Raw genomic sequence first — 19,812 nt, forward strand, 5'->3', positions numbered from 1 at the left:
TCCAATTGTGGACGTGTGTGGGCACCTGAGTGGAGACGTCAGACGTCCCCGCGGCGCAGGAGCCGTCCTCGGGGCGGTGCCTGTAGGTCCAGGAGCTCACCGGCGAGCCAGGTTTCGCGGACCACCCCGGCCAGGGCCATCCCGTCGTACGGGGTGATCGGGTGCCGGTGCTCGAGGTCGCCGGCCGACACCACCGCGGCCTCGTCCGGCGCGAAGACGACCAGGTCGGCGTCGTGGCCCAGGGCGATCCGGCCCTTGCGGGTGAGCCCGGCCAGCCCGGCCGTGCGCACCGCCATCCACTCGACCACGTCGGTCAGGGTGAAACCGTGGACCCGGGCCTGGCTCCAGACCGCCCGCAGACCGAGCTGTACCGACGAGATCCCGCCCCAGGCCACCCCGAAGTCGCCGATGTCGAACCGTTTCAGCTCGGGGGTGCAGGGCGAGTGGTCGGTGACGACGCAGTCGATGACCCCTTCCCGCAGCCCTTCCCAGAGCAGCTCGCGGTTGGCCGTCTCGCGGATCGGCGGGCAGCACTTGAACTGGGTGGCGCCGTCCGGGATCGCCTCGGAGGTGAAACTCAGGTAGTGCGGGCAGGTCTCGGCGGTGATCGGCACCCCGTCGCGCTTCGCCGAGGCCAGCATGGGCAGGGCGTCGGAGCTGGACAGGTGCAGGATGTGCGTGCGGGCCCGGGTGTAGCGGGCCGCCTCGATCACCTCGGCGACGGCCATGTTCTCGGCGCCGCGCGGGCGCGAGGCCAGGAAGTGCCCGTAGCGGTCGCCCTCCGGGGCCGGGGCCCGGTCGATCGCCTGGGAGTTCTCCGCGTGCACGATCATCAGGGCACCGAAGTCGTGCAGCACCGCCAGGTACTGCTCCAGCTCGGCCGAGGAGAGCGGCTGGAACTCGTCCACCCCGGAGTGCAGCAGGAAGCACTTGAACCCGAACACCCCGGCGTCGTGCAGCGGCCGCAGGTCCTCGAGGTTGCCCGGTACGGCGCCGCCCCAGAAGCCGGTGTCCACGTACACCGCCCCCTCGGCCGCCTTCCGCTTGGCCTGCAGCCCCTCCACCGTGGTGGTGGGCGGGATCGAGTTGAGCGGCATGTCGATCAGGGTGGTGACGCCGCCGGCCGCCGCCGCCCGGGTGGCCGAGGCGAACCCCTCCCACTCGGTGCGGCCGGGCTCGTTGATGTGCACGTGCGTGTCCACCAGGCCGGGCATCAGCACCACGTCCTCGCCCAGCTCGACGGTCTGCCGGGCCTCCAGCTGGGCCTCGAGCGGTTCGATCGCCACGATCCGCCCGTCGCGGATCCCCACCGAGCGGGCCGACTCACCCACCGCCGTGATCACTCTCGGCGCCCGGAAAAGCGTGTCCAGCATGCCTTCACACCTCTCTCAACGTCGGGCCAGCACCAGCAACGCAGAACGGTCCAGCCCACAGGCCTGCTGGACCTCGGCATCGTCACAGGCTCCGCTCTCCACCGCCCGCAGCACCGCGTTGGCCAGAGCCTGGGCGGTGGCGGGCTCGTCCATCACCCCGGAGGCAGCCTTCTCGGTGTAGGCCTTCAGCCGGGCGGCGCTCGGCGCGAGCTCGGCCCGATAGAAGGCGTAGGTGGCCGCGTAACGGGTGACCAGATGACCTGGGTGCAGATCCCACCCCTGGTACAGCGCCCGCTCCAGAGCCCGCCGCACCAGCCGGGCGTGCAGACGCCACGCTGCGGAAACCCCGTCACCGACCGGAATCACATTCGTGGACCCGTCGCTGACCCGCACACCGGTCTGGGCCGCGGCCAGCTGCATCACCGCCTTGGCGTGGTCGGCCAGCGGATGCTCGAGCGACTGATACCCCGCGACCACCCCGGCGGCCGCACTGAAGTCGTAGGTGCCGTAGTGCAGCCCCTCGCAACGCCCTTCGGCTGCGTGCACCAGCCGGGCCACCGCGGCAGAACCGTCCGGCCCGTAGACCGCCTGCGGAACCTCGATCTGGAGCTCCAGCCGTAGCGCCCCCTCCGCCAGCCCGAGAGCCGACTCCAGATGCGCCAGCACGCGGACACCGGCCTGCACCTCGGCGATGTGGGCCACCTTCGGCAGCGTGACCACGAACCGCGCGGGCAGCCCGCCGTGCGCAACCGCCGCCGAGACCAGCAACTCCAAGGTCTTCAGACCCCGCCACCGAGTGGACGATTGAAGCCCCTTGATCCGGATGCCCGCCAGCAAGGGGGCGTTCGGGCGAGAAGCCATTTCGGCCAGCGCAGTTCCGGCGGCAGTGGCGGCCGCGTCCTCCTCGTCGTCGGGCCGCAGCCCGTAGCCGTCCTCGAAGTCGACCCGTACGTCCTCGATCGGCTGGGAGGCGAGTTTCGCCGTCAGCCGCGGATACACGTCCTCAATTGAATCGGCCGACAGACCGGCCACTTCGGCCAGCGCCGACGGGCCGGGCGCATGCTCGGCCAGCAGCGCGAGCGCCTGTTCCCCCCACTGTGTGCAGGTGTCGGCCGAGAACTGGTCGGCCGGCACGTACACCGTGTGCACGGGTTGCCGGGCGCTTGCCTCGCCCGGGAACAGCCGGGCGTGAGCGTCGGCGGGGCCCAGCAGCGCATCGATCTCGGCCCGGAAGTCGTTGTCGAACAAGGCCAACCCCTCTCAGATGAAACCAGGCACGAACTCCCAGGCGAGCCCCGCGTCCGGGGCCTCCTCGCGCAGCACCTGCCCCTCGATCAGCCCGTACGGCCGGTCTCCGGCGATGAACACCTGGTTGGGGTTGTCCAGGCCGAAAGGTGTCAGATCAGCGAGGTAGTGGTGCTTGTTGGGCATGGACAGGCGCACCTCGGCCACCTCGCCGAACTTCTCCAGGACGGCCCGGCCCATCGCGTACAGCGTCTGCTGGAGCGCGAGACTGTGTGTGGTGGCGAAGGTCTCGAGCAGGAGCAGCCGGATCTGCGGGTAGATCTCCTCGAAATCCAGCTCGGCCGAGGCGTACCGCCAGCGGGCCGTGACCGAGGTGGCCAGGATGCGGTCGGTGGTCTCGGGCAGGGTGGTGTACTCGTCGCGCGGAAAACCGTGGAACTCCGAGCCGGTCGACTTCAGCACCACCAGGTCGGTGAGGCCGGAGACCACCCAGACCCGGTCGCCGTCGCGGGTGACGCTGGTGGTGCGCCGTTCACCGCCGGGCCGGGCGAAGGCGTGGTCGTGGCCCTGCCCGCCCACCTCGATCCGCGACCAGGGCAGCTGGTCGATCTCGATCTGGGCGCCCTCGACCGGCGCCTGCGACTCGACGAAGTGCGCGGCCAGGCGTAGGGCGAACGCCTCCGGGGAGCCCACGCCGTGCTTGCGGGCGAAGGCGTAGACCGTGTTCTTCTGCGTGTCGGTGGCCAGCACCGAGGAGTTGTCGCCGGTGAGGTAGGTGTCGGCGAACCGGCCGCGCAGGTGCGTGCTGACGTTCAGGTCGGTGAGCACGTGCTGCGGCGTGGAGCGGTCGACGTGCACCAGCCGGACCTCGGCCTTGCCGTACTGATTGGCCCCCAGAACGATGCCCATGCGGTGCGTCAGCTCCCTCGGTAGGTCGAGTAGGCGTAGGCCGAGAGCAGGATGGGCACGTGGAAGTGCGCCTCTGCGTCGGTGATTCGGAACGTGACGGTCACCTCCGGGTAGAAGCACTCCCGGCCGCGCTGCTCGAACCATTCTCCGGTTCCGAACGTCAGGCGGAAGATCCCGGGCATGACGATCACGTCACTCCCCCAGTCGCGGACGCGGCCGTCGGGGTCGGTCAGCGCCCGGGCCAGCACCGTCCAGTCGCCCGCCGATCGTTCCAGCACCACGGTGACTCCCTCGGCCGGACGGCCGGTGCCGGAGTCGAGCACGTGCGTGGACAGGGTCGCCATCAGGACGTCCTTTCCCGGCCGAGCTGATCCAGCAGGGCGTTCAGCCGCAACTGGGCGATCTGGGCGAGCTGGTCGCGCACCTCGGCCGCCTCGGTCTGCTCGTCACTGGCCAAACGCTTCTCGAGCGCGGCGAGGATCTCCGGCCCGCTGCGCCCGGCCGCCCGGATCAGGAAGACCCGGTCGAACTTCTTCTCGTAGGCCAGGTTTCCGGCATGTAACGCCGCGGCCAGTTCCTGGTCGGCCTGGTCCACCCCGGACTGTTCCGAACGTGAGTGCGCGGCCTCGGCCCCGGTGCCGCCCGGGCGTTCACCGATGCGCGGATGCCGGCTCAGGGCCAGGCCGAGGTCGTCCTCGCTGAGCACCAGCCCGAACCGGAAGGCGGTGGCCAGCAGGCTCTCGGCGTCGGGATAGGGCCGGCCGGCCAGCACCGCAGTGGCCCAGCCGGGAGCGTTCAGGCAAGTCAGCAGGTGCTGCAGGGCAGGCTCGGCGGGAAGGTGGTTGAACTCGGCGACACCGTCGGCTGAGGGCACCTGACTCCTCGGTTCGGTCGGCTGGTGCCCACACCCTACTCAACGACGTGCGCGACGTCTGCGGCGAGAACGACTCGGGCGCAACATGATCGCTGCGGCAATCAGGACAGCCAGGGCGACCACGCCGGCCCCGGCCCCCACAATGAGCTGCAGCCGGGTGTCACCCCCGGCCAGATCCCGCAGTTGTTCGGCGGTTTCCCCGGCCGTCTCGGGGGCCGAGGGGGTGGGTTCCGGCTCCACCTCTTCGGCGGCCACCCGGGGAAGACGGATGCGCAGGATCGGCGAGTTCTCACCTTCCGACCCGACCAGGACGTATTCACCGTCGTCGACCACGGCCAGCGACTCGCCCTGTTCCTGGTCGGGCAGGCCCTTGGTAGCCAGGGTCTCCAGGCGGCCGTCGGCGACCGTGGCGGGCGCCGCGATGACGGCCAGGTTGCCGTAGCCACGCACGGCCATCCGGCCATCCGGCAGGAAGGCGCCGTCGGTGACCAGCGCGGCGCTCAACTGGGCCACCTTGGTCATCTTGGTCACCTCGGACTCGCCGGTCGCCTGATTGCCGGGCCAGACCTTTTTGGGGACGGCGAACAACTCGGCCCCGAACAGCGTCTTGGAGATCACGTACAGCTGGCCCGACCGGGGGTCGGCCAGGAGCGCCTCGGCATCACGCGGGCCCCCGGGGTAGGTCAGGTTGAGCACGCGGACCGGGCTGACCGCGGTGTCGCTCAGGTTCTGCGGCTCTTTCAGGATCACGATCCGGACCGACGGGTGCTTCCCGTCATTGTCACCGATGTCGCCTACGGCGATCAGCGACTCCCCTGCGGCCGGGCTGTTCTCCGGACCACGCAGACTGGTGATCGCCTCCCAGTCCCGGGCCTCCTCACCAGAGACGACGACGGTTGCCGCCGTCGACCCGTCCTTTGTTACCCCGTAGATCTGCGCGGAGTGCCCGGAATCGTTGTGGGTCCAGAGCACGTTCTTGTGCAGCAGGCTGGGCGCCAGCCCGGAGCTCTCGCTGATCCGGTCGTCCTTGATCACCCGGTCGGTCTTGGTCTTGGCGTTGGCCGGGACCGCCGTCGCGACGATGAGGAACAACGCCAGCAGAACGGCCCCCAGCCTCACTCGGGTGCCCCGGCGGCCAGCACCGCATCGACCTCAGGAGCCAGACGGGCCGCCAGCGCCGGATCCACCTGCCAGGAGGCCACCAGATCGGTGTATTCGCGGACCCGGCGCGGGGTAGGAGCGCTACCGGTGTGCACGGCCCGGATCAGGGCGTTGCGCGGCGTGTGCTTGGAATCGATGAACTCGACCACCTCGACCCGATAGCCGAGCAGCCGCAGCAGGTCGGCGCGGATGGTGTCGGTGAGCACGTCGGCGAAGCGCTCGCGCAGGATGGCGTGCCGGGTGAGCCCGGCGAACGGGATGCCCTCGGCGCTCTGCAGCTGGCGCTGGACATCGTTGTGACAGCAAGGGGCGGCCAGCACCCCCCGGGCCTGCCAGCGCACGGCCAGGGCGAGCGCGTCGTCGGTGGCGGTGTCGCAGGCGTGCAGGGCGAGCACGATGTCCACCCCGGTGAACTCCGGGTCGACAGCGGCCTCTTCGATCGATGCCGCCCGGAACGCGATGCCCTCGAGCCCGGCCTCGCTCGCCACCCGGGCGTTGCGCTCGGCCATCTCCGGCCGGATGTCAACGCCCAGGGTCTGCACGTCGGCATCGACCTCGGCGGCCAGGTACCGGTGCGCGGCCATGGTGAGGTAGGCGTTGCCGCAGCCCAGGTCGACCACCCGCAGCGGCCGGCCCTCGGGCTTGACCCGACGCGCGATCGGGGCGAGCTGACGCAGGAACGCATCCACCTGCCGGCGCTTGGCCCCATCGGCCCCGAGCACGGTGAACAGCCGGTCGGCCGGGTCGATCAGGTGATTACGGGCCCGGTCGTGCGCCGCCTCACCGCCTTCGACGCTCTGCGCAGAGGTGTGCACCTGCGCCTCGCCGCGCTTGGTCACCCGCAGCTGCACCACCTGGTCGCGGGTCTCGACGTGCCAGTTGCCGAACGGCTGGGCCAGCAGCTCGTCGACCGCCGCCCCGGCCTCCTGCGGCGAGTGGTTACGGGTGACCGGGATCCGGCCGTCGGTGCCGGTGATCTGCAACTGCCGCCCGGCCCTCAGCTCCACCGGCCGCAGTTCGGCCCGCACCGGATCCGGGTGCTCCCTGCGGCGCCGCCCCGAGGCCACCGCCCGCACCAGCCCTTCGGTGTCGAGCAGCAGGGGGCGCAGGCGGTCGAGGGCAGGAGCGAGCGGTTCGGGCACCCACCGATTGTCTCAGGGCATCGAAACCTCACTCTTCACCTAGGCGGTCGGTTCGCGAGTCTGATTCTGATAAAGCCGAGCGGTAACGTGTTCTCCGATATCGATCCGCGATGATTCGGGGCCAATTGTCGATGCGTATCGGCTGGGGGGATGAGTCCGGTTCGGACAGCGCGCGCGATCCGAACACCTACATCCTGGCGGCCGTTGTCACCGGGGAGAACCAGGCGGATCAGGTTCGCGACACCATGCGGCTCCTGCTGTTGCGCGGCCAGCGCAAGCTGCATTGGCACGACGAACAGGACAAGCGCCGCCGACTGATCAGCGAGACCGTGGCCACGCTGCCGGTGACGGCGGTGGTCGTGGTGCGCAGCACCGGCCCCGGCGAAGCGATGGAACGCCGCAGACGCAAATGCATGGAACGGATGCTCAGCGAACTCTCCGAATGCGGGCAGACGGAGATCATCGAAATCGGGTGAACCAAACGGCGCAAGCTCCAGGCCCTGTCGTCCGGCAGGAAATCCTGGAGCTCACTTCCGGATCTCACCGCGATGGATCCGGCCTTGCCTCCACAGTAGCGCAGGGCACCGACCACAGCGAGGTTGTCTAGGGTGAGGCGGGTGTCTGAGAACCAGGCCGGTGCCGCTTGGTGGTTGCGCGGCCCGGTGCACAAGCGCGACGTGTCCGAAGAGCCCCCGCACACCGAGCCCGCGGCCCGTCGCCGGCTCGGGCTGGAGATCTGGATCGTGCTCGGGCTCTCGCTCGGGATGTCGGCGATCTACTCGGTGGTCAGCATCATCGCCAAGCTCACCCGGGAGGGCGGGCTGGCGGCGCAGACCTCCACGCTGAACGCCTCCCGCAGTGTGCGGCCGTACCTCGACCTCACCTACCAACTGCTCGACATCTTCTCCACGCTGATCCCGGTGCTGCTGGTGCTGTGGCTGCTGGCCGGCGACACCACCCGCTGGGCCGCCCGGCTGGGGCTGGACCGGGCCGGGCGGTGGCGTGACCTGGCCCACGGGGCCGGGCTGGCGGCGCTGATCGGGATCCCCGGCCTGGTGCTCTACGCGGTGGGGCGGCAGCTCGACATCACCACCACGATCGTCGCCTCCGGGCTGGACGAGTACTGGTGGACGGTGCCGGTGCTGGTGCTGCAGGCGGTGAAGAACGCGGTGCTCGAAGAGGTCATCGTGGTCGGCTACCTGATGAACCGGTTGCGCCGGCTGGACTGGCCCTGGGCCCGGGTGATCGCCGCCAGCGCCCTGCTGCGCGGCTCTTACCACCTCTACCAGGGGTTCGGGCCGTTCATCGGCAACGCGATCATGGGCGTGGTGTTCGCCGAGTGGTACCGGCGCGGCGGCCGGGTCTGGGCGCTGATCGTGGCCCACACGATCCTCGACATCGTGAGTTTCGTGGGCTACCAGTACCTCGACCACCTACCGGGGTGGCTCGGGCTCTCCTGATCTGAGGACGTCTGTGGGCACCGATGCGCTCAGGCGGCCGAGTTCTCGGTGGTTTCGTTCACGGTGTTCGCCCGGTCGGCCGTCTTCCGGGCCACTGCCGTCGCCTCCGGCGTAGCGGTGGTGGCGGCCCGGCCCGCGGTGGCGGTCACGGTGCCGACCGGACGCTCGGCCGCCCGCTGCACCGCCTCGCGTACCTTGGCCGAGCGGCTCAACCAGATCATTCCCACCAGGGCCGCGAGCAGGGTGCCCACGCCGCCGATCAGGATCGTCCAGCGGGCGCCGAACTCCTCACCGATCCAGCCGATGATCGGCGACCCGATCGGCGTGCCGCCCATCAGGATGGCCATGTAGAGGGCCATCACCCGGCCCCGCATCGACGGGTCGGTGGCCAGCTGCACGGTCGCGTTGGCCGCGGTGAGCATGGTCAGGGCGGCCAGGCCGACCGGGATCAGCATGAGCGCGAAGGTCTCGTAGGTCGGCATCACCGCCGAGAGGATCGAGGTGATCCCGAAGGCCGCGGCGGCCCCCAGCACCAGCTGAACGGTGGGCCGTTCCCGCCGGGCCGCCAGCAGCGCCCCGCCCAGCGAGCCGATCGCCATCACCGAACCGAGCAGGCCGAACTCCCCGGCGCCCTTGTCGAAGGTGAGCCGGGCCATCAGCGCGATGGTGATCTGCGAGTTCAGGCCGATCATGGCCACCGCGCCGACCACGGTCATCACCAGCGCGATCTCCGGGTGGCTGCGCACGTAGGCCAGTCCGGCCCGGGCCGAGCGGTTGCCGCGGGCCGGACGTTGCTGGGTGCCCAGCTCGGCGCGGTTCATCCGGGTCAGCGAGAACACCACGGCGATGAAGCTCAGGCCGTTGATCACGAACACCGGGCCGGTGCCGAACCAGTGGATCAGCAGGCCGGCCAGGCCCGGGCCGATCAGCCGCCCGGCGTTGAACGAGGCCGAGTTCAGGCCGACCGCGTTGGGCAGGTAGCCGACCGGCACCAGTTCGGAGACGAAGGCCTGACGGGCCGGGCCGTCGACCGCGGCGACGACGCCCAGACCGGCGGCCAGGGCGTAGACCATCCAGAGCTCGACCAGGCCGCTGATGATCAGGAACCCGAGGGTGAGCCCGAGGACGGCGGAGGTCACCTGGGTGGTGATCAGCACCTTGCGGCGGTCGAACCGGTCGGTGACGGCGCCGGCCCAGGGGGCCAGCAGCAGGACGGGGGCGAACTGCAGGGCGGTCGTGATGCCCACCGCCACGCCGGAGTTGTTGGTCAGCTGGGTGAGGACCAGCCAGTCCTGGGCCACCCGCTGCATCCAGGTGCCGGTGTTGGACACGATGGCACCGGAGGCCCAGAGTCGGTAGTTGCGGATGGTGAGGGCCCTGAACATCGGACTCACGATTCGGCGATCCTCCTCAGGATCTGGGACGCACGGGCGAGGACGGCGCGGTCGTCCGGGTCGAGTTCGGCCAGCCGGCCGGCCAGCCAGGCGTCGCGCTGACGGCGGGTGGCGGTGACCGCGGCGACCCCGGCCTCGGTGATCCGGACCAGGACCTGCCGGCCGTCGGCCGGGTCGGGTGCGCGGTCGACCAGGCCGCGCTCGGCCAGGGCGGCCACGGTGCGGGTCATCGACGGTGGCTGCACCCGTTCGAAATCGGCCAGCGCCCGCGGGGTCAGCGCACCGGCGCGGTCCAGCACGGCGAGCACCGACATCTGGCTGTCGGTGAGCTCGGAGTCGGACTTCTGCTGACGCAGCCGGCGCGCCACCTTCATCAGCGACACGCGCAGCTCGGTCTCCTGGAGTGCGGGCACAGACCGGTCAACTGCTTAGTCCGGCTAACTATTCCCCGGCACTGTCCTGAGGCAACGGTCGATCTGCGTTCGCCCGTTCGGGCGAACCAACGCAAGATCATCCAGGCGAACCGCGGGTAATCCCCGCAGGTCCGGCCCGGCCGTTAGGTAACCTCGAGAGAGTGGAGCAGAGGGAAGTGCCCTACCAGGTCACCCAGGGAGGTCCGGGGGAGCGCCTGCCCGTTGCCGTCGGCACCGGAATCTGGGCGTTGCTCTTCGTCCTCGGACTGATCATCCGGCCGGAACTGGAGTCCACCGGCCGCGAGTGGTGGATCTGGACCGCCCTGACCGGAGTCGTGCTGGGGTTCGTGGGCTACACCTACCTGATGCTCCGCCGGCCGAAACCCAAGCCGGGCCAGACCATCCCGCCCCGCACCCACACCGGCGACGTGGACGACGTGACCCGCCAGAGCGGGGAACCGACCGGGCTGCCCAAACTGCGGCGCAAGAGCCCGACCACGGACGCCGGTCACCAGATTCCGAGAGCGATTCCAGAACCCGATTCGGTCGGGTTCGCCGAGAACCGGCCCGGGGTTCAGCCGAAGATCTGATCCACCAGGGCCTCCGGCCCGAGTTCGGGATCGGCGATCACCGCGGCCAGCAGGTCACGCAGTTCCCAGCGACCGGCCGTCCAGGCCAGGGCGCGGGCCAGACCGTCCACCGTACTGGCGTGCACCTCGGCCTCGGCGCCGGAGCCGGTCGCCCACCAGTCCACCTCGACGCCGTCCACCACCAGGGCCTCGTGCTCGTGCCAGGTGGCCGGGGCGCCAGTGGGCTCCAGCAGGGCTCGCACCGCATCGCTGACCGGCTGCTCCACGCCGTCGGCACTGTCGATCCGGCTGTGCGCCAGCTCAGCGGCGAGCCCGACACCGAGCAGGTCGGCGAAGGCCGCGGCGTGCGCGCCGGCCACCGGTAGCTGCACCCCCAGATCGGGGCGCTGCCGGTACATCGGGGAGTCGATCACCACTGCCTCCGAGACCGGCACCACCACAGTGCCGTTCAGGTCGGCAGGAACCAGACCGCGAACCGCACGAGGCCTTTCGACGTCCTTGGCCGCCGGTTCGCCCGCCAGTTCGCTGATCCGCTCGAGCAGCGGCAGCAGCATCACCGAGCTCAGCTCGACGTCCGGGTCGGCCAGCCGGTCGAGGAGGTCGGGCAGGGCGTCCACGTCGATGTCGTCGACCGCGTGGACCATCCCGACCGCCCGGGCCGCGCCCGGGTCGAGATCGGTGAGCCAGTCCGGAGCCGGCGCCAGCAGCGCCCGCAGCACCGGCTCGGAGTCCGGCGCGGCCAGCATCTCGCCCTCGGCCAGCTCCTCGCGCAGCCACCACGACGTGTAAGAGCGCACCCGGAAGCTGCGACCACCGGACGTCACCCGGACCGGCTGCAGCAGGGCCGGGCGCAGCTCTGGGTCGGCAGCGACGGCGGCCACCACCTCGGGAAGCGCCTCCGGCCGCACCAGATCCAGGTCGCGCACGGCAATCAGCTCAGGAATGGTTCCGCCGGGCGGCATCTCGGGATGCAGAGACTGCACCCAGGCGGCGTAGTCCTCCCAGCCGTCCAGCTCCGACGAGGGCGTGCCCTCTTCCTCGTCCAGGCCGAGCAGATCCGGTTCCAGCGAGACCTCGGTGCCCAGGAAGGCACCCGGGCCCCGCAGCACGCCGATCGCCATGACCGTGCTCTCGCCCCAGCGCTCGGCCCACCACTGCGGCAGGATGCCGACGTCGTCCGGATGGAACCAGTCCGCGGCCGGGCTGCCCTCGATGGCCAGGGCCGAGGCCGGAGTGGGCTCGCCGTCCTCGTCGCTCAGCTCCAGATCGCCCAGCCAGGGCAACTCCCCCGGTTTGAGCTCGCCCGCCGCCACAGCCACCGCCACCAGCGCCAGCACGGCGTCGCGCAGCTCGTCCGGCGAACGGTCCAGGTCGGCGAAGGCCCCCGGCTCGTCACCGATTTCACGAACGGCCGCGCGCACGACCGGAAGTTCGATCAGCGCGCGGGGTCCCGCCACTGTGACGCCGAGACGTTCCAGCAGAGGATGAACGGCCTCGGGATGCACCACCTTGGCACCCAGCACACTCAGCGCCTCCGGCACCGAGATCGGCGCCCCCGCATCGACATCCGTCTCGGGCGAGGCCAGGAGCAGGCCTCGGGCACCACGCGCGACCGATCCGTCGGCCAACGGGACGGGCAGGAAAGCCAGCGCTTCGCGGACGGTTTCGTCGATCGTGAGCCCAGCCAGGGCCTCGTAGGCTTCGCGCCAGCGCTGCGGATCGGCCAGCGCCGGCAGCGCCTCCACCGCGTCGGACAACCACATCCGCCGCACGCCAAGGGTTTCCAGCGCAGCCCAGGACGGCCGCGGGGCGTGCACCAGACCGACCAGCCACGAGGCGAAGACGTTCACCACCGCCCGGTCGGCCCCCACCGGGCCGGCCAGAGCCAGGGCCTCGGTCGGGCGCAGCAACGTCTGCGAGTCCTCGGCCGAGCGCAGCACCGGCTGGTTCGGCAGCAGGGCCAGCACGGCCTCACGCAGCGCCGAGTCGACCGGGCCGGCGGGAAGACCGGTGACCACCAACGGCCAGGCCTCACCCCCGTCGGCGACGACCTCGGTGAGCAGATCGGCATAGGCACGGGCCGCGTTCTGCACGATCAGGTCGGTGACCTCGCCCAGCACCACGTGCCGGCGGGTCACGTCCATCGGCACGGTCGCGATCAGCACCGCCGGCCAGGGCAGGGCCTCGTCGCTGGGCGTGGGCGCGTTCAGCACCGGCGACTGCGGCAGCTCGGCCTCACCGGAAGGCAGGGCCCAGGTGAGCGACCAACGGTTGAGCGCCTGCTCCTCGATCGGCCGCCCGGAGAGCAGTTCGGCCGGGATCTCGCCCTCTCGCCGCAGGATCCGCCAGCGCCGGTCGACCTCGGCCAGCACCCGAGGGCTTTCGCCGGGCAGTTCGAGGACGATCTGTTCCAGGCCGGGCAGAGCCAGCAGAAGCACGTCGGAGACGTCGTTGAGCAGTTGCCGGACCCGGGCGACGGCGTCCGGACCGTTCAGGGGCAGCAGAACCGCGGTGTCGTAGCCCTCCGGCGGCTCGCCCTCCACCTCGAAGGGCAGACGCAGCACGGGTACCCCGCCGTCGCGGCGCTGCAGCTCGTCGGCCAGCCCGTCGACGCCGGTGGCGCGGATCAGTTCCCGGGTGTCGGCGGCCGAGAACCGCACGCCACCGGAGCGACTGAGCACCATCGGCTCGTCGGTGACGGCCAGCACCGCGGCGAAGCCGACGCCGAAGCGACCGACCGTGCCGCCCTCACGCTTGGCCGAGGCGCGCAGGGTGCACAACGCCTGCACGCCGTCGGCGTCCAGCACCGCGCCGGTGTTGGCAGCGACCAGAACCGGCCCGCCCTCGGCGGATTCGCTCAGCCGCAGCAGCAACCGGCCCGGCACCCCGGCGCGAGAGGCGGCGTCGGCCGCGTTCTGCGCCAGCTCGACCACCAGGCGGTCGCGGTACCCGCCGAGGACGAGTTCTTCCTCGGCGTTGGCATCTTCACGGAAGCGGGTCGGGGACTCCGACCACGCCGCCAGAACCCGGCGCCGGATGTCTGCCGCGCCGAACCGGTCCTCCGTCACGACTGCGGCTTCTCGCCCTCCGGACGCTGCTCCTCACGGCCGCCGACCGACTCGACGTCAGCCTGCTCGGCATTAGCCGGACCAGCATCAGTCCGCCGGGCCTGGGCCCGCTCACCGTCAGCCTGCTCAACCTCGGCCTGGCCAGTCTCAGCCTGCCCGCCATCGGTCGGCGCAGCGTCGGCCTGCCCGGCCTGAGCCTGCTCACCGCCAGCCTCAGCCTGCCCGGCATTAGCCGGACCAGCATCGGCCTGCCCGGCCTGGGCCCGCTCGCCGTCAGCCTGCTCAGCGCCAGCCTGCCCGGCGTCAGCGTGCTCACCGGCAGCCTGCTCAGTACCAGATTGCCCAGCATCGGCCGGCCCAGCGTCGGTCTGCCCGGCCTGAGCCAGCTCGCCGTCAGCCTGCCCCGCCTCAGCCAACCCAGCGTCGGCCTGCTCACCGTCAGACTGCCCAGCCTCGACCTGGCCAGCCTCGGCCTGCTCAGCGCCAGCCTGCCCGGCGTCAGCGTGCTCACCGGCAGCCTGCTCAGTGCCAGCTTGCCGAGCATCGGCCGGGCCAGCGTCGCGCTGCCCGGCCTGAGCCTGCCCGCCGTCAGCCGGACCAGCCTCAGCCTGCCCGGCGCGCGCCCGCTCGGCAGCCTCGATCACCGGCCGGGCCACCGGCTCCGGCTCGGCCGCAGCCACGGCCGAGTCGATCGCCAGATCGATGTGCCGGCGCTGTTCCTCCGGGACATCCGCCCCGGTGCCTACTCCAGACTCGCCGACCCGCTCCTCGACCTCGGCGGCAACAGCCTCGGCCGCTCCCGGCTCACCGTCGGAGGGCGTCTCGCCGGACCCGATCTGCACCTTGGCCGCGTCGACGACATCGGCCCCCTCGGGCTCGCCCGGGTCGCCTTCCGGCTCGTCACCCAGAGCACCGTCGGACTCCAGCACCGAGGCCCCGGGCACGGCCGCACCCACGCTCAGCTCGGCCGAGTCTTCGCTGTGCTGCGCGTACTCGCTGGCCGCCTCGACCGCCTGACCCTGGGCCGCCTCGGTGGACTCCCCCGGCTCGATCTCGGACTCACCCTGTGCGGCAACGGCTTCCGCGCTCAGCGCGGGCGGCGGGGCCGGGTCTTCCTCGGGCTGCGACTGCACGAACTGGCCGCCCTGGTCGGCCTGGGCCACCTCGATCTGCACCGCCTCGGCCGGAGGGGTGCCCGGCGCGACCTCGGCCGGGGAGACCTCGCGGGTCCCGATCTCGCCGACCTGCACGCCTTCGACGGCCTCGGGCGAGGTGCCCGCTCCGGCCGTCTCGGCGGGCTCGGCCGGTTCCTGGGCCGTGTTCTCGGCGGGCGCCGCACCGAGCGGACGCACGCTGATCACGTCTTCCGGGGACTGGACCGGCTCCGGGTCGACGCTCGGCACGACCTCGATCGCCACCGGCTCGCTGGGCTCGACCGACACCACGTCGGAGCTGATGCCACCCGCCGTGGTGCTCGCCCGCGCCGACTCCGAAGAGTCGGTAGCCGGCTTCCCGACCGGACCCGACGCCTCGGCGCCACTATCCGCAGACCCGACGCCGTCGTCCTCTGTTCCGACCCGACCCGACGCCTGGGCGTCGCCGCCCGCAGAGCCAGTCCCGTCGTCCTCTGTTCCAACCGGACCCGACGCCTCGGTACCGCTACCCGCAGACCCGGCACCGACGTCCTCGGTTCCGACCGCGACCTCGCTCGACCCGGTCTCGATCCCCGGCGCCGGCTCGGCGGCGGCCAGATCGATCCGGTCCACCACCGTCTCGTCGAGGATGTGCTCGCCCAGCGGCTCCGGGGTGGGCATCTCCAGGTCGGTCTCGCTGTGCGCACCGCAGCCGAAGTCGGTCGTGACCACCGAACCGTCGGCCGGGGACCACTCGTTGGCGCAGGCGCCGAAGTGCTGACGCATCCGCCCCGACAGCGGGACGAAGTAGGCGCAGCTCACGCACGAGGCCGAGGCCTGGATGGCGATCTCGGAGGTGGGACCGTGCGCACCGCGCTGCCAGCGCCCGGCCGCACCGGCCAGGCCCTCCGGGCCCAGCACCCGCTCGCGCCCCAGCCCGAGCTCCCAGAAGAGCTGCTGGTCGGCGTCGTCCTCGTCGGTGACCGTGTAGCCGGGCACCAGGTTCGGGTCGTCCAGCTTGTAGGGCAGTTCGTCGCCAGCGCCCAGGTCGCCCGGGGCCAGCCGGTCCGACCACGGCACCCAGTCCGGCGCCATGATCGACTCGGCGCCCGGCAGCAGGACCGTGTCGCAGACCGTCACCCGTTCGGAGCCGGGCACGTGGGCCAGCGTGACCGCCCAGCGCCAGCCCCGGTATCCCTTGGCCGTGCAGTCGAAGGCGTGCATGGTCAGCCCGGAGGACTTCTCCAGCGAGACCGACAGGTGCCGCCCGACGGTGCCGGGCTGGGCGACCTCCTCGGCCGCCTCACGAGCCAGGTCGACGGCGGCGACGGCCAGCGGGTCGGGCTCCGTGGGCAGCTGCGGCGGTGCCTCCACCTGCGCATCGGCCTGCTCGGGAACGACCGGGGCCTCGGCCTCGCGTACCGATCCGGTCACCTGCTGGTCCGTCATCTGCTCCACTCCTGCTCGACCCCGGGCCGCCTGCGCTTCATCAGCCGTCGCCGCAGCCCCGGCCGAGGTGGCCGGGGGCGGCGCCGACCTCGCGGTGGCGGCCCCGGCCAGTCTCCCCCATCCACGCAGGGTGTCGAGCAGGCGCGGGCGGCGCGCCGGACGGCCGATCACGCCTCGAGGTCGTCTGCGACGGCCCGCAGCACGGTGGCCACCTTGCTGGCGGACGAGCGGTCGGGGTAGCGGCCGCGGCGCAGGCCGTTGCCCACGTTGTCGAGCAGCTTGATCAGGTCCTCCACGATCACCGTCATGTCCTCGGCCGGCTTGCGCATCGCCCGGGCCACCGACGGCTGCGACTCGACCAGACGCACCGAGAGAGCCTGCAGACCACGACGGCCCTCGGCGACCCCGAACTCGATCTTGGCGCCCGGTTTGAGCGTGGTCGTGCCGTCCGGCAGCGCGGAGGCGTGCACGAACACCTCGCCGCCGTCATCGTTGCTGGCGAAGCCGAACCCTCGCTCGGCGTCGAACCACTTGACCCTGCCAGTCGGCACGTCTGTATCCCCTGTCACGTGACGGTTGCCGCGGAGGTGTGTCCGCGGCAACCGCTCTTGCTCACGATCTGTCGTTTCCTCAAGGTTAGCCGTCAGTTGCCGACGTGCGAACGGCTTAATCCGGCCAGATGACCCGAAAGCCATCGGGGAAATCCCAGAAGGTCGTCCAGCACGACGTCGGCGCCGGCCGCCCTGAGCTCGGCCGCGGTCTGCGGGCCGGTGCTCACCGCGACACTGACCGCCCCGACGGACCGGGCCGCGGCCACGTCGCCGATGTGGTCACCGACATACACCGAGGCCCCCTCGACCGCGAGCACCTCGCCCTTGGCGGTGCCGAACCGGCTGCCGGCGATCAGATCGGGCCGGTACGGCTGCTCCAGCAGCCCCAGGGCCTGGAGCACCGCGTACACCCCCGGCTCGGACTTGGCCGAGATCACCAGCACCCGCCCGCCGGCCGCGCGGATCGCGGCGAACGCCTCGTGCACCCCGGGCAGCAGCCGGTTCCAGGACAGGCCGGTCTCGGGGTAGAGCGAGCGGTAGGTGTCGGCCAGCAGCTGGACGTCGACCCCCGGCATCAGCTCGGTGATGATCCGGTCCAGCGGGTAGCCCATCAGCGGCCAGGCCTGCTCGCGGCTCACCACGAACCCGTCCACGCCCCCGGTGACCTGCTGGTGGGCCCGGGCCAGGGTGGCCACGATGCCGTCGGCCGAGTCCACCAGGGTCATGTCGAGGTCGAAGCCGACCACCAGAGCATCCGTTGGCACGGCGGACAGCTTAGGACCCGGAAGAGGGCAAAACGCGCAATGGCGGGCAGCCCGGCCGGGCTGCCCGCCATGTGTGTGGTCCTAACGGAGGGACTCGTGCAGACCGCGGTAGCGCTTGAAGGCGTTGCGCAGGTCCTCGGTCGAGCCCCCGGCCAGCTTCGAGCGCAACCCGGCCAGATCACGTTCGATCAGGGTGGCCGCCTCGGCCACCGTGGCCTCCGGGTCGTCCACGAACTTGGCCTGCAGATCACGCCATTCGGTATCGGTGGTCAGGTCGGTGCGCCCGTCCACCGCGTCCGGGACCGCCTCGGAACGACGGCGCCCACTGGTGATCGAGGTGACCGGTGCCGGAGTGGTGCGGTCGTCGTGCCGGTCGCTGTCGTGGTCGGGAGTCGTCTCGTCGCCGACCGGACGGACCTCGCCGGTCGCGGCCCCGGCCAGCCGGTGGTCGACATCGGCGCGGCGATCGGCGTCGTCGTGCACGTAGTCCTCCCGCACCGAAGGGTCGCGACGATCGGCCGGGCGGTAGATCTCCTCTTCAGAAGTGGTGTCTGAAGACGCTGTGGGCCTGGAAGGCGCGGAAGTCACCGGAGTCTGGGGTGACTTCGCGGACGGGGTGGTCGCGTCGATCGGGCTGGCGCCGACGGGGGCGCCGGGCGCGGTGGCCGGGGCCTGCCCGACCGAGCTGGCCGCCGTCGGGCCGGGCCAGGTGGGACGCGAGTCGCCGGTGACACCCCGGTCGGCCGGACCGGTCGGGTTGGTCGGGTTGGTCGGGCCGACCCTCTCGGCCGGTTCACGATCGGCGGCCCCCGGATCGGTGACCTGGCCACCGACCCGCTCGTCCGGCGGACGGACCGCCTCGTTGCGCGGCTGCTCGGTCGGGTTGTTCCCGGTCTCGCTGCTGGGGGTCATCGGGTCTCCTGCGTGGGCCGGCGGTCGGTCTCGGTGGCATCGACGGTGCGGTCACGACGGTCCGGCCCAGAGGTCGGGTCGGTGGCCGGGGCGACGCCCGGGTCGGCCCGGCGTTCCTCGGCCGAGGGGCGGCTGTCCGGCTCCACGTGGCGGCCGGCCACCGGCGAGCGGTCGGGCCCGGCCGGCTCGGGCTCCTCGGTGAGCACGTGGAACAGCTTGCGGTAGTGCATGAAAGCGATGCGCAGGTCCTCGGTCTCGAGCTTGCCCGAGGCCCGGTGACGCTCGTGCGACTCGTGCGCGCTGCGGTAGTGCTGCACGACCTCCGGGTGGTCGACCATCACCATGTCCGAGCGGGTGGCGAAGTCGTCCATCGGGTAGCCGCGTTCCTTCATCACCTCGGTGATGAGCTTCTCCGCGTCGTCCACGGCGGCCGGCGGCTCGTCCACGAAACGGGCCTGGGCGGCCGACCAGCGGGCGCCGAAACGGGTCTTCTCCTCGGCGGTCAGCGCCCGGATCTGCAGCTTGTCCCGGCGGTCGACCAGGTCGACCAGCTTCCGCTCGGCCTTGGTGCGGTTGTCCGAGCCCTCGAGGTACCGGTCGTACTCCGGGCCGAACCGGTCCTTCAACTCTGACCTGCGCTGCTGGAGCTCCGCGTTCTTCCGGGCCTTCCAGAACGCGAACCCCCCGATCAGCAGCAACGCCAGCAAGACGATGATGACGATCGCCGTAACCATGCGTCCTCCTTCTCGAGACGCACCCGGACGGCCCGGGGCGCTTTCTTGATCGAGCATCCCCACAGATCGGGCAATCCGCTTCCCGAGATGCCAGAGATGCTGCAAGCGCTGGTCACGGGGCAGGCCGTAACGTTGGGGGGTGCCTCCTACCCCCGTGCGCAGCCTGGCCGACGAACTGCGCAGCTGGGACGACGAGAGGCTGGTCTCGCTGCTGGAGCAGCGCCCCGACCTCACCGTGCCGCCGCCGCCCGACCTGGGCGGCCTGGCCACTGCCGCGGTCAGCCGGCTGTCGGTGCAGCGTGCGGTGGACGGTCTGGACGCGCGCACGCTGCAGGTGCTCGAGGTGATGGCGGTCAGCCCGGAACCGGTTTCGTCGGGTGAGCTGACCCGGCGCTGGGGAGCGCCGGTGAGCGGGCCGCTCGCCCACCTGCGCGGGCTGGGCCTGGTGTGGGGCGGCGCTCGTTCGCTGCACCTGGTCCGGGCGGCCCGCGAGAGTCTGGGCCCGCACCCCGCCGGACTGGGCCCGCCGCTGGCCGAGGCCCTGGGCCGGCGTTCGCCGCAGCGCCTGGCCGAGGTGATGGAAGATCTGGGGCTCCCGCCGTCCGGCGATCCGGACACGGCGCTGGCCCGGCTGGCCGCC

The 19,812-nt window shown here is 71.6% G+C and carries 18 protein-coding genes and 1 pseudogene; 4 read left to right on the top strand and 15 right to left on the bottom strand.

Going from position 1 to position 19,812, the window contains the following annotated elements:
- Positions 1-38: 38 nt before the first annotated feature.
- Genes allB through LWF15_RS32275 form a run of 7 tightly spaced genes read right to left on the bottom strand, consistent with a single transcriptional unit; the run spans position 39 to position 6,704 of the window.
- Positions 39-1,373: an allantoinase AllB gene (gene allB / locus LWF15_RS32245; protein WP_232814770.1), complete on the bottom strand. Its 1,335-nt coding sequence runs from the start codon at positions 1,371-1,373 to the stop codon at positions 39-41.
- A 15-nt stretch (positions 1,374-1,388) separates the two neighbouring features.
- The gene (locus tag LWF15_RS32250) at positions 1,389-2,621 is read right to left on the bottom strand and encodes a DUF6986 family protein (RefSeq protein ID WP_232814771.1); all 1,233 of its coding nucleotides are present in this window, start codon (positions 2,619-2,621) and stop codon (positions 1,389-1,391) included.
- Between the two features lie 12 nt (positions 2,622-2,633).
- Positions 2,634-3,527: a factor-independent urate hydroxylase gene (pucL, locus tag LWF15_RS32255; protein WP_232814772.1), complete on the bottom strand. Its 894-nt coding sequence runs from the start codon at positions 3,525-3,527 to the stop codon at positions 2,634-2,636.
- A gap of 8 nt (positions 3,528-3,535) precedes the next feature.
- Positions 3,536-3,871, bottom strand: coding sequence for a hydroxyisourate hydrolase (gene uraH / locus LWF15_RS32260; RefSeq protein WP_232814773.1), 336 nt, complete (start codon positions 3,869-3,871; stop codon positions 3,536-3,538).
- The gene (uraD, locus tag LWF15_RS32265) at positions 3,871-4,401 is read right to left on the bottom strand and encodes a 2-oxo-4-hydroxy-4-carboxy-5-ureidoimidazoline decarboxylase (RefSeq protein WP_232814774.1); all 531 of its coding nucleotides are present in this window, start codon (positions 4,399-4,401) and stop codon (positions 3,871-3,873) included. Before uraD ends, uraH begins: the two co-directional genes overlap by 1 nt.
- A 39-nt stretch (positions 4,402-4,440) precedes the next feature.
- Positions 4,441-5,520 carry a hypothetical protein gene (locus LWF15_RS32270; protein WP_232814775.1) on the bottom strand — a complete coding sequence of 360 codons (1,080 nt, stop codon included), beginning with the start codon at positions 5,518-5,520 and terminating at the stop codon, positions 4,441-4,443.
- Positions 5,517-6,704, bottom strand: coding sequence for a class I SAM-dependent methyltransferase (locus LWF15_RS32275; protein ID WP_232814776.1), 1,188 nt, complete (start codon positions 6,702-6,704; stop codon positions 5,517-5,519). The genes LWF15_RS32270 and LWF15_RS32275 overlap by 4 nt, the downstream gene beginning before the upstream one ends.
- Before the next feature lie 125 nt (positions 6,705-6,829).
- Here LWF15_RS32275 and LWF15_RS32280 point away from each other — a divergent pair, with 125 nt between their 5' ends.
- Entirely contained in the window at positions 6,830-7,180 is a 351-nt protein-coding gene (locus tag LWF15_RS32280; protein WP_232814777.1) for a hypothetical protein, read from the top strand.
- A gap of 201 nt (positions 7,181-7,381) precedes the next feature.
- The gene (locus LWF15_RS32285; RefSeq protein ID WP_408624470.1) at positions 7,382-8,164 is read left to right on the top strand and encodes a CPBP family intramembrane glutamic endopeptidase; all 783 of its coding nucleotides are present in this window, start codon (positions 7,382-7,384) and stop codon (positions 8,162-8,164) included.
- A gap of 29 nt (positions 8,165-8,193) precedes the next feature.
- Here the strand turns inward: LWF15_RS32285 and LWF15_RS32290 are convergent, their stop codons facing one another.
- Positions 8,194-9,549: an MFS transporter gene (locus tag LWF15_RS32290; protein ID WP_232814779.1), complete on the bottom strand. Its 1,356-nt coding sequence runs from the start codon at positions 9,547-9,549 to the stop codon at positions 8,194-8,196.
- Positions 9,550-9,554: 5 nt separating this feature from the next.
- Positions 9,555-9,971 (bottom strand): MarR family winged helix-turn-helix transcriptional regulator, encoded by a 417-nt coding sequence (locus LWF15_RS32295; RefSeq protein ID WP_232814780.1) that lies wholly within the window; start codon positions 9,969-9,971, stop codon positions 9,555-9,557.
- Between the two features lie 161 nt (positions 9,972-10,132).
- Between LWF15_RS32295 and LWF15_RS32300 the strand changes: the two genes are divergently transcribed.
- On the top strand, positions 10,133-10,561 hold the full coding sequence (locus LWF15_RS32300; protein ID WP_232814781.1) for a DUF2530 domain-containing protein: 429 nt from the start codon (positions 10,133-10,135) through the stop codon (positions 10,559-10,561).
- On the opposite strand, the gene LWF15_RS32305 is transcribed toward LWF15_RS32300, so the two are convergent.
- From LWF15_RS32305 to LWF15_RS32330, 6 genes are all read right to left on the bottom strand, one after another.
- The gene (locus tag LWF15_RS32305) at positions 10,546-13,629 is read right to left on the bottom strand and encodes a sacsin N-terminal ATP-binding-like domain-containing protein (protein ID WP_232814782.1); all 3,084 of its coding nucleotides are present in this window, start codon (positions 13,627-13,629) and stop codon (positions 10,546-10,548) included. The genes LWF15_RS32300 and LWF15_RS32305 overlap by 16 nt on opposite strands.
- Complete coding sequence (locus LWF15_RS32310; RefSeq protein WP_232814783.1) at positions 13,626-16,211, bottom strand: DUF3027 domain-containing protein; 2,586 nt, start codon at positions 16,209-16,211, stop codon at positions 13,626-13,628. The genes LWF15_RS32305 and LWF15_RS32310 overlap by 4 nt, the downstream gene beginning before the upstream one ends.
- Positions 16,212-16,378: 167 nt before the next feature.
- Positions 16,379-16,762 (bottom strand): cold-shock protein, encoded by a 384-nt coding sequence (locus LWF15_RS38295; protein WP_285617199.1) that lies wholly within the window; start codon positions 16,760-16,762, stop codon positions 16,379-16,381.
- A 92-nt stretch (positions 16,763-16,854) separates the two neighbouring features.
- A complete protein-coding gene (locus LWF15_RS32320; protein ID WP_232814784.1) occupies positions 16,855-17,526 on the bottom strand; it encodes an HAD family hydrolase in 672 nt (223 codons plus the stop codon).
- A gap of 81 nt (positions 17,527-17,607) precedes the next feature.
- Positions 17,608-18,438 carry a hypothetical protein gene (locus LWF15_RS32325; protein WP_232814785.1) on the bottom strand — a complete coding sequence of 277 codons (831 nt, stop codon included), beginning with the start codon at positions 18,436-18,438 and terminating at the stop codon, positions 17,608-17,610.
- Positions 18,435-19,172: a hypothetical protein gene (locus LWF15_RS32330; RefSeq protein WP_232814786.1), complete on the bottom strand. Its 738-nt coding sequence runs from the start codon at positions 19,170-19,172 to the stop codon at positions 18,435-18,437. Before LWF15_RS32330 ends, LWF15_RS32325 begins: the two co-directional genes overlap by 4 nt.
- A gap of 139 nt (positions 19,173-19,311) precedes the next feature.
- Here LWF15_RS32330 and LWF15_RS32335 point away from each other — a divergent pair.
- Positions 19,312-19,812, top strand: a pseudogene (locus LWF15_RS32335) (DNA-binding protein); the annotation flags it as partial.

This window comes from Kineosporia rhizophila, assembly GCF_021277265.1.
GTDB lineage: Bacteria > Actinomycetota > Actinomycetes > Actinomycetales > Kineosporiaceae > Kineosporia > Kineosporia rhizophila.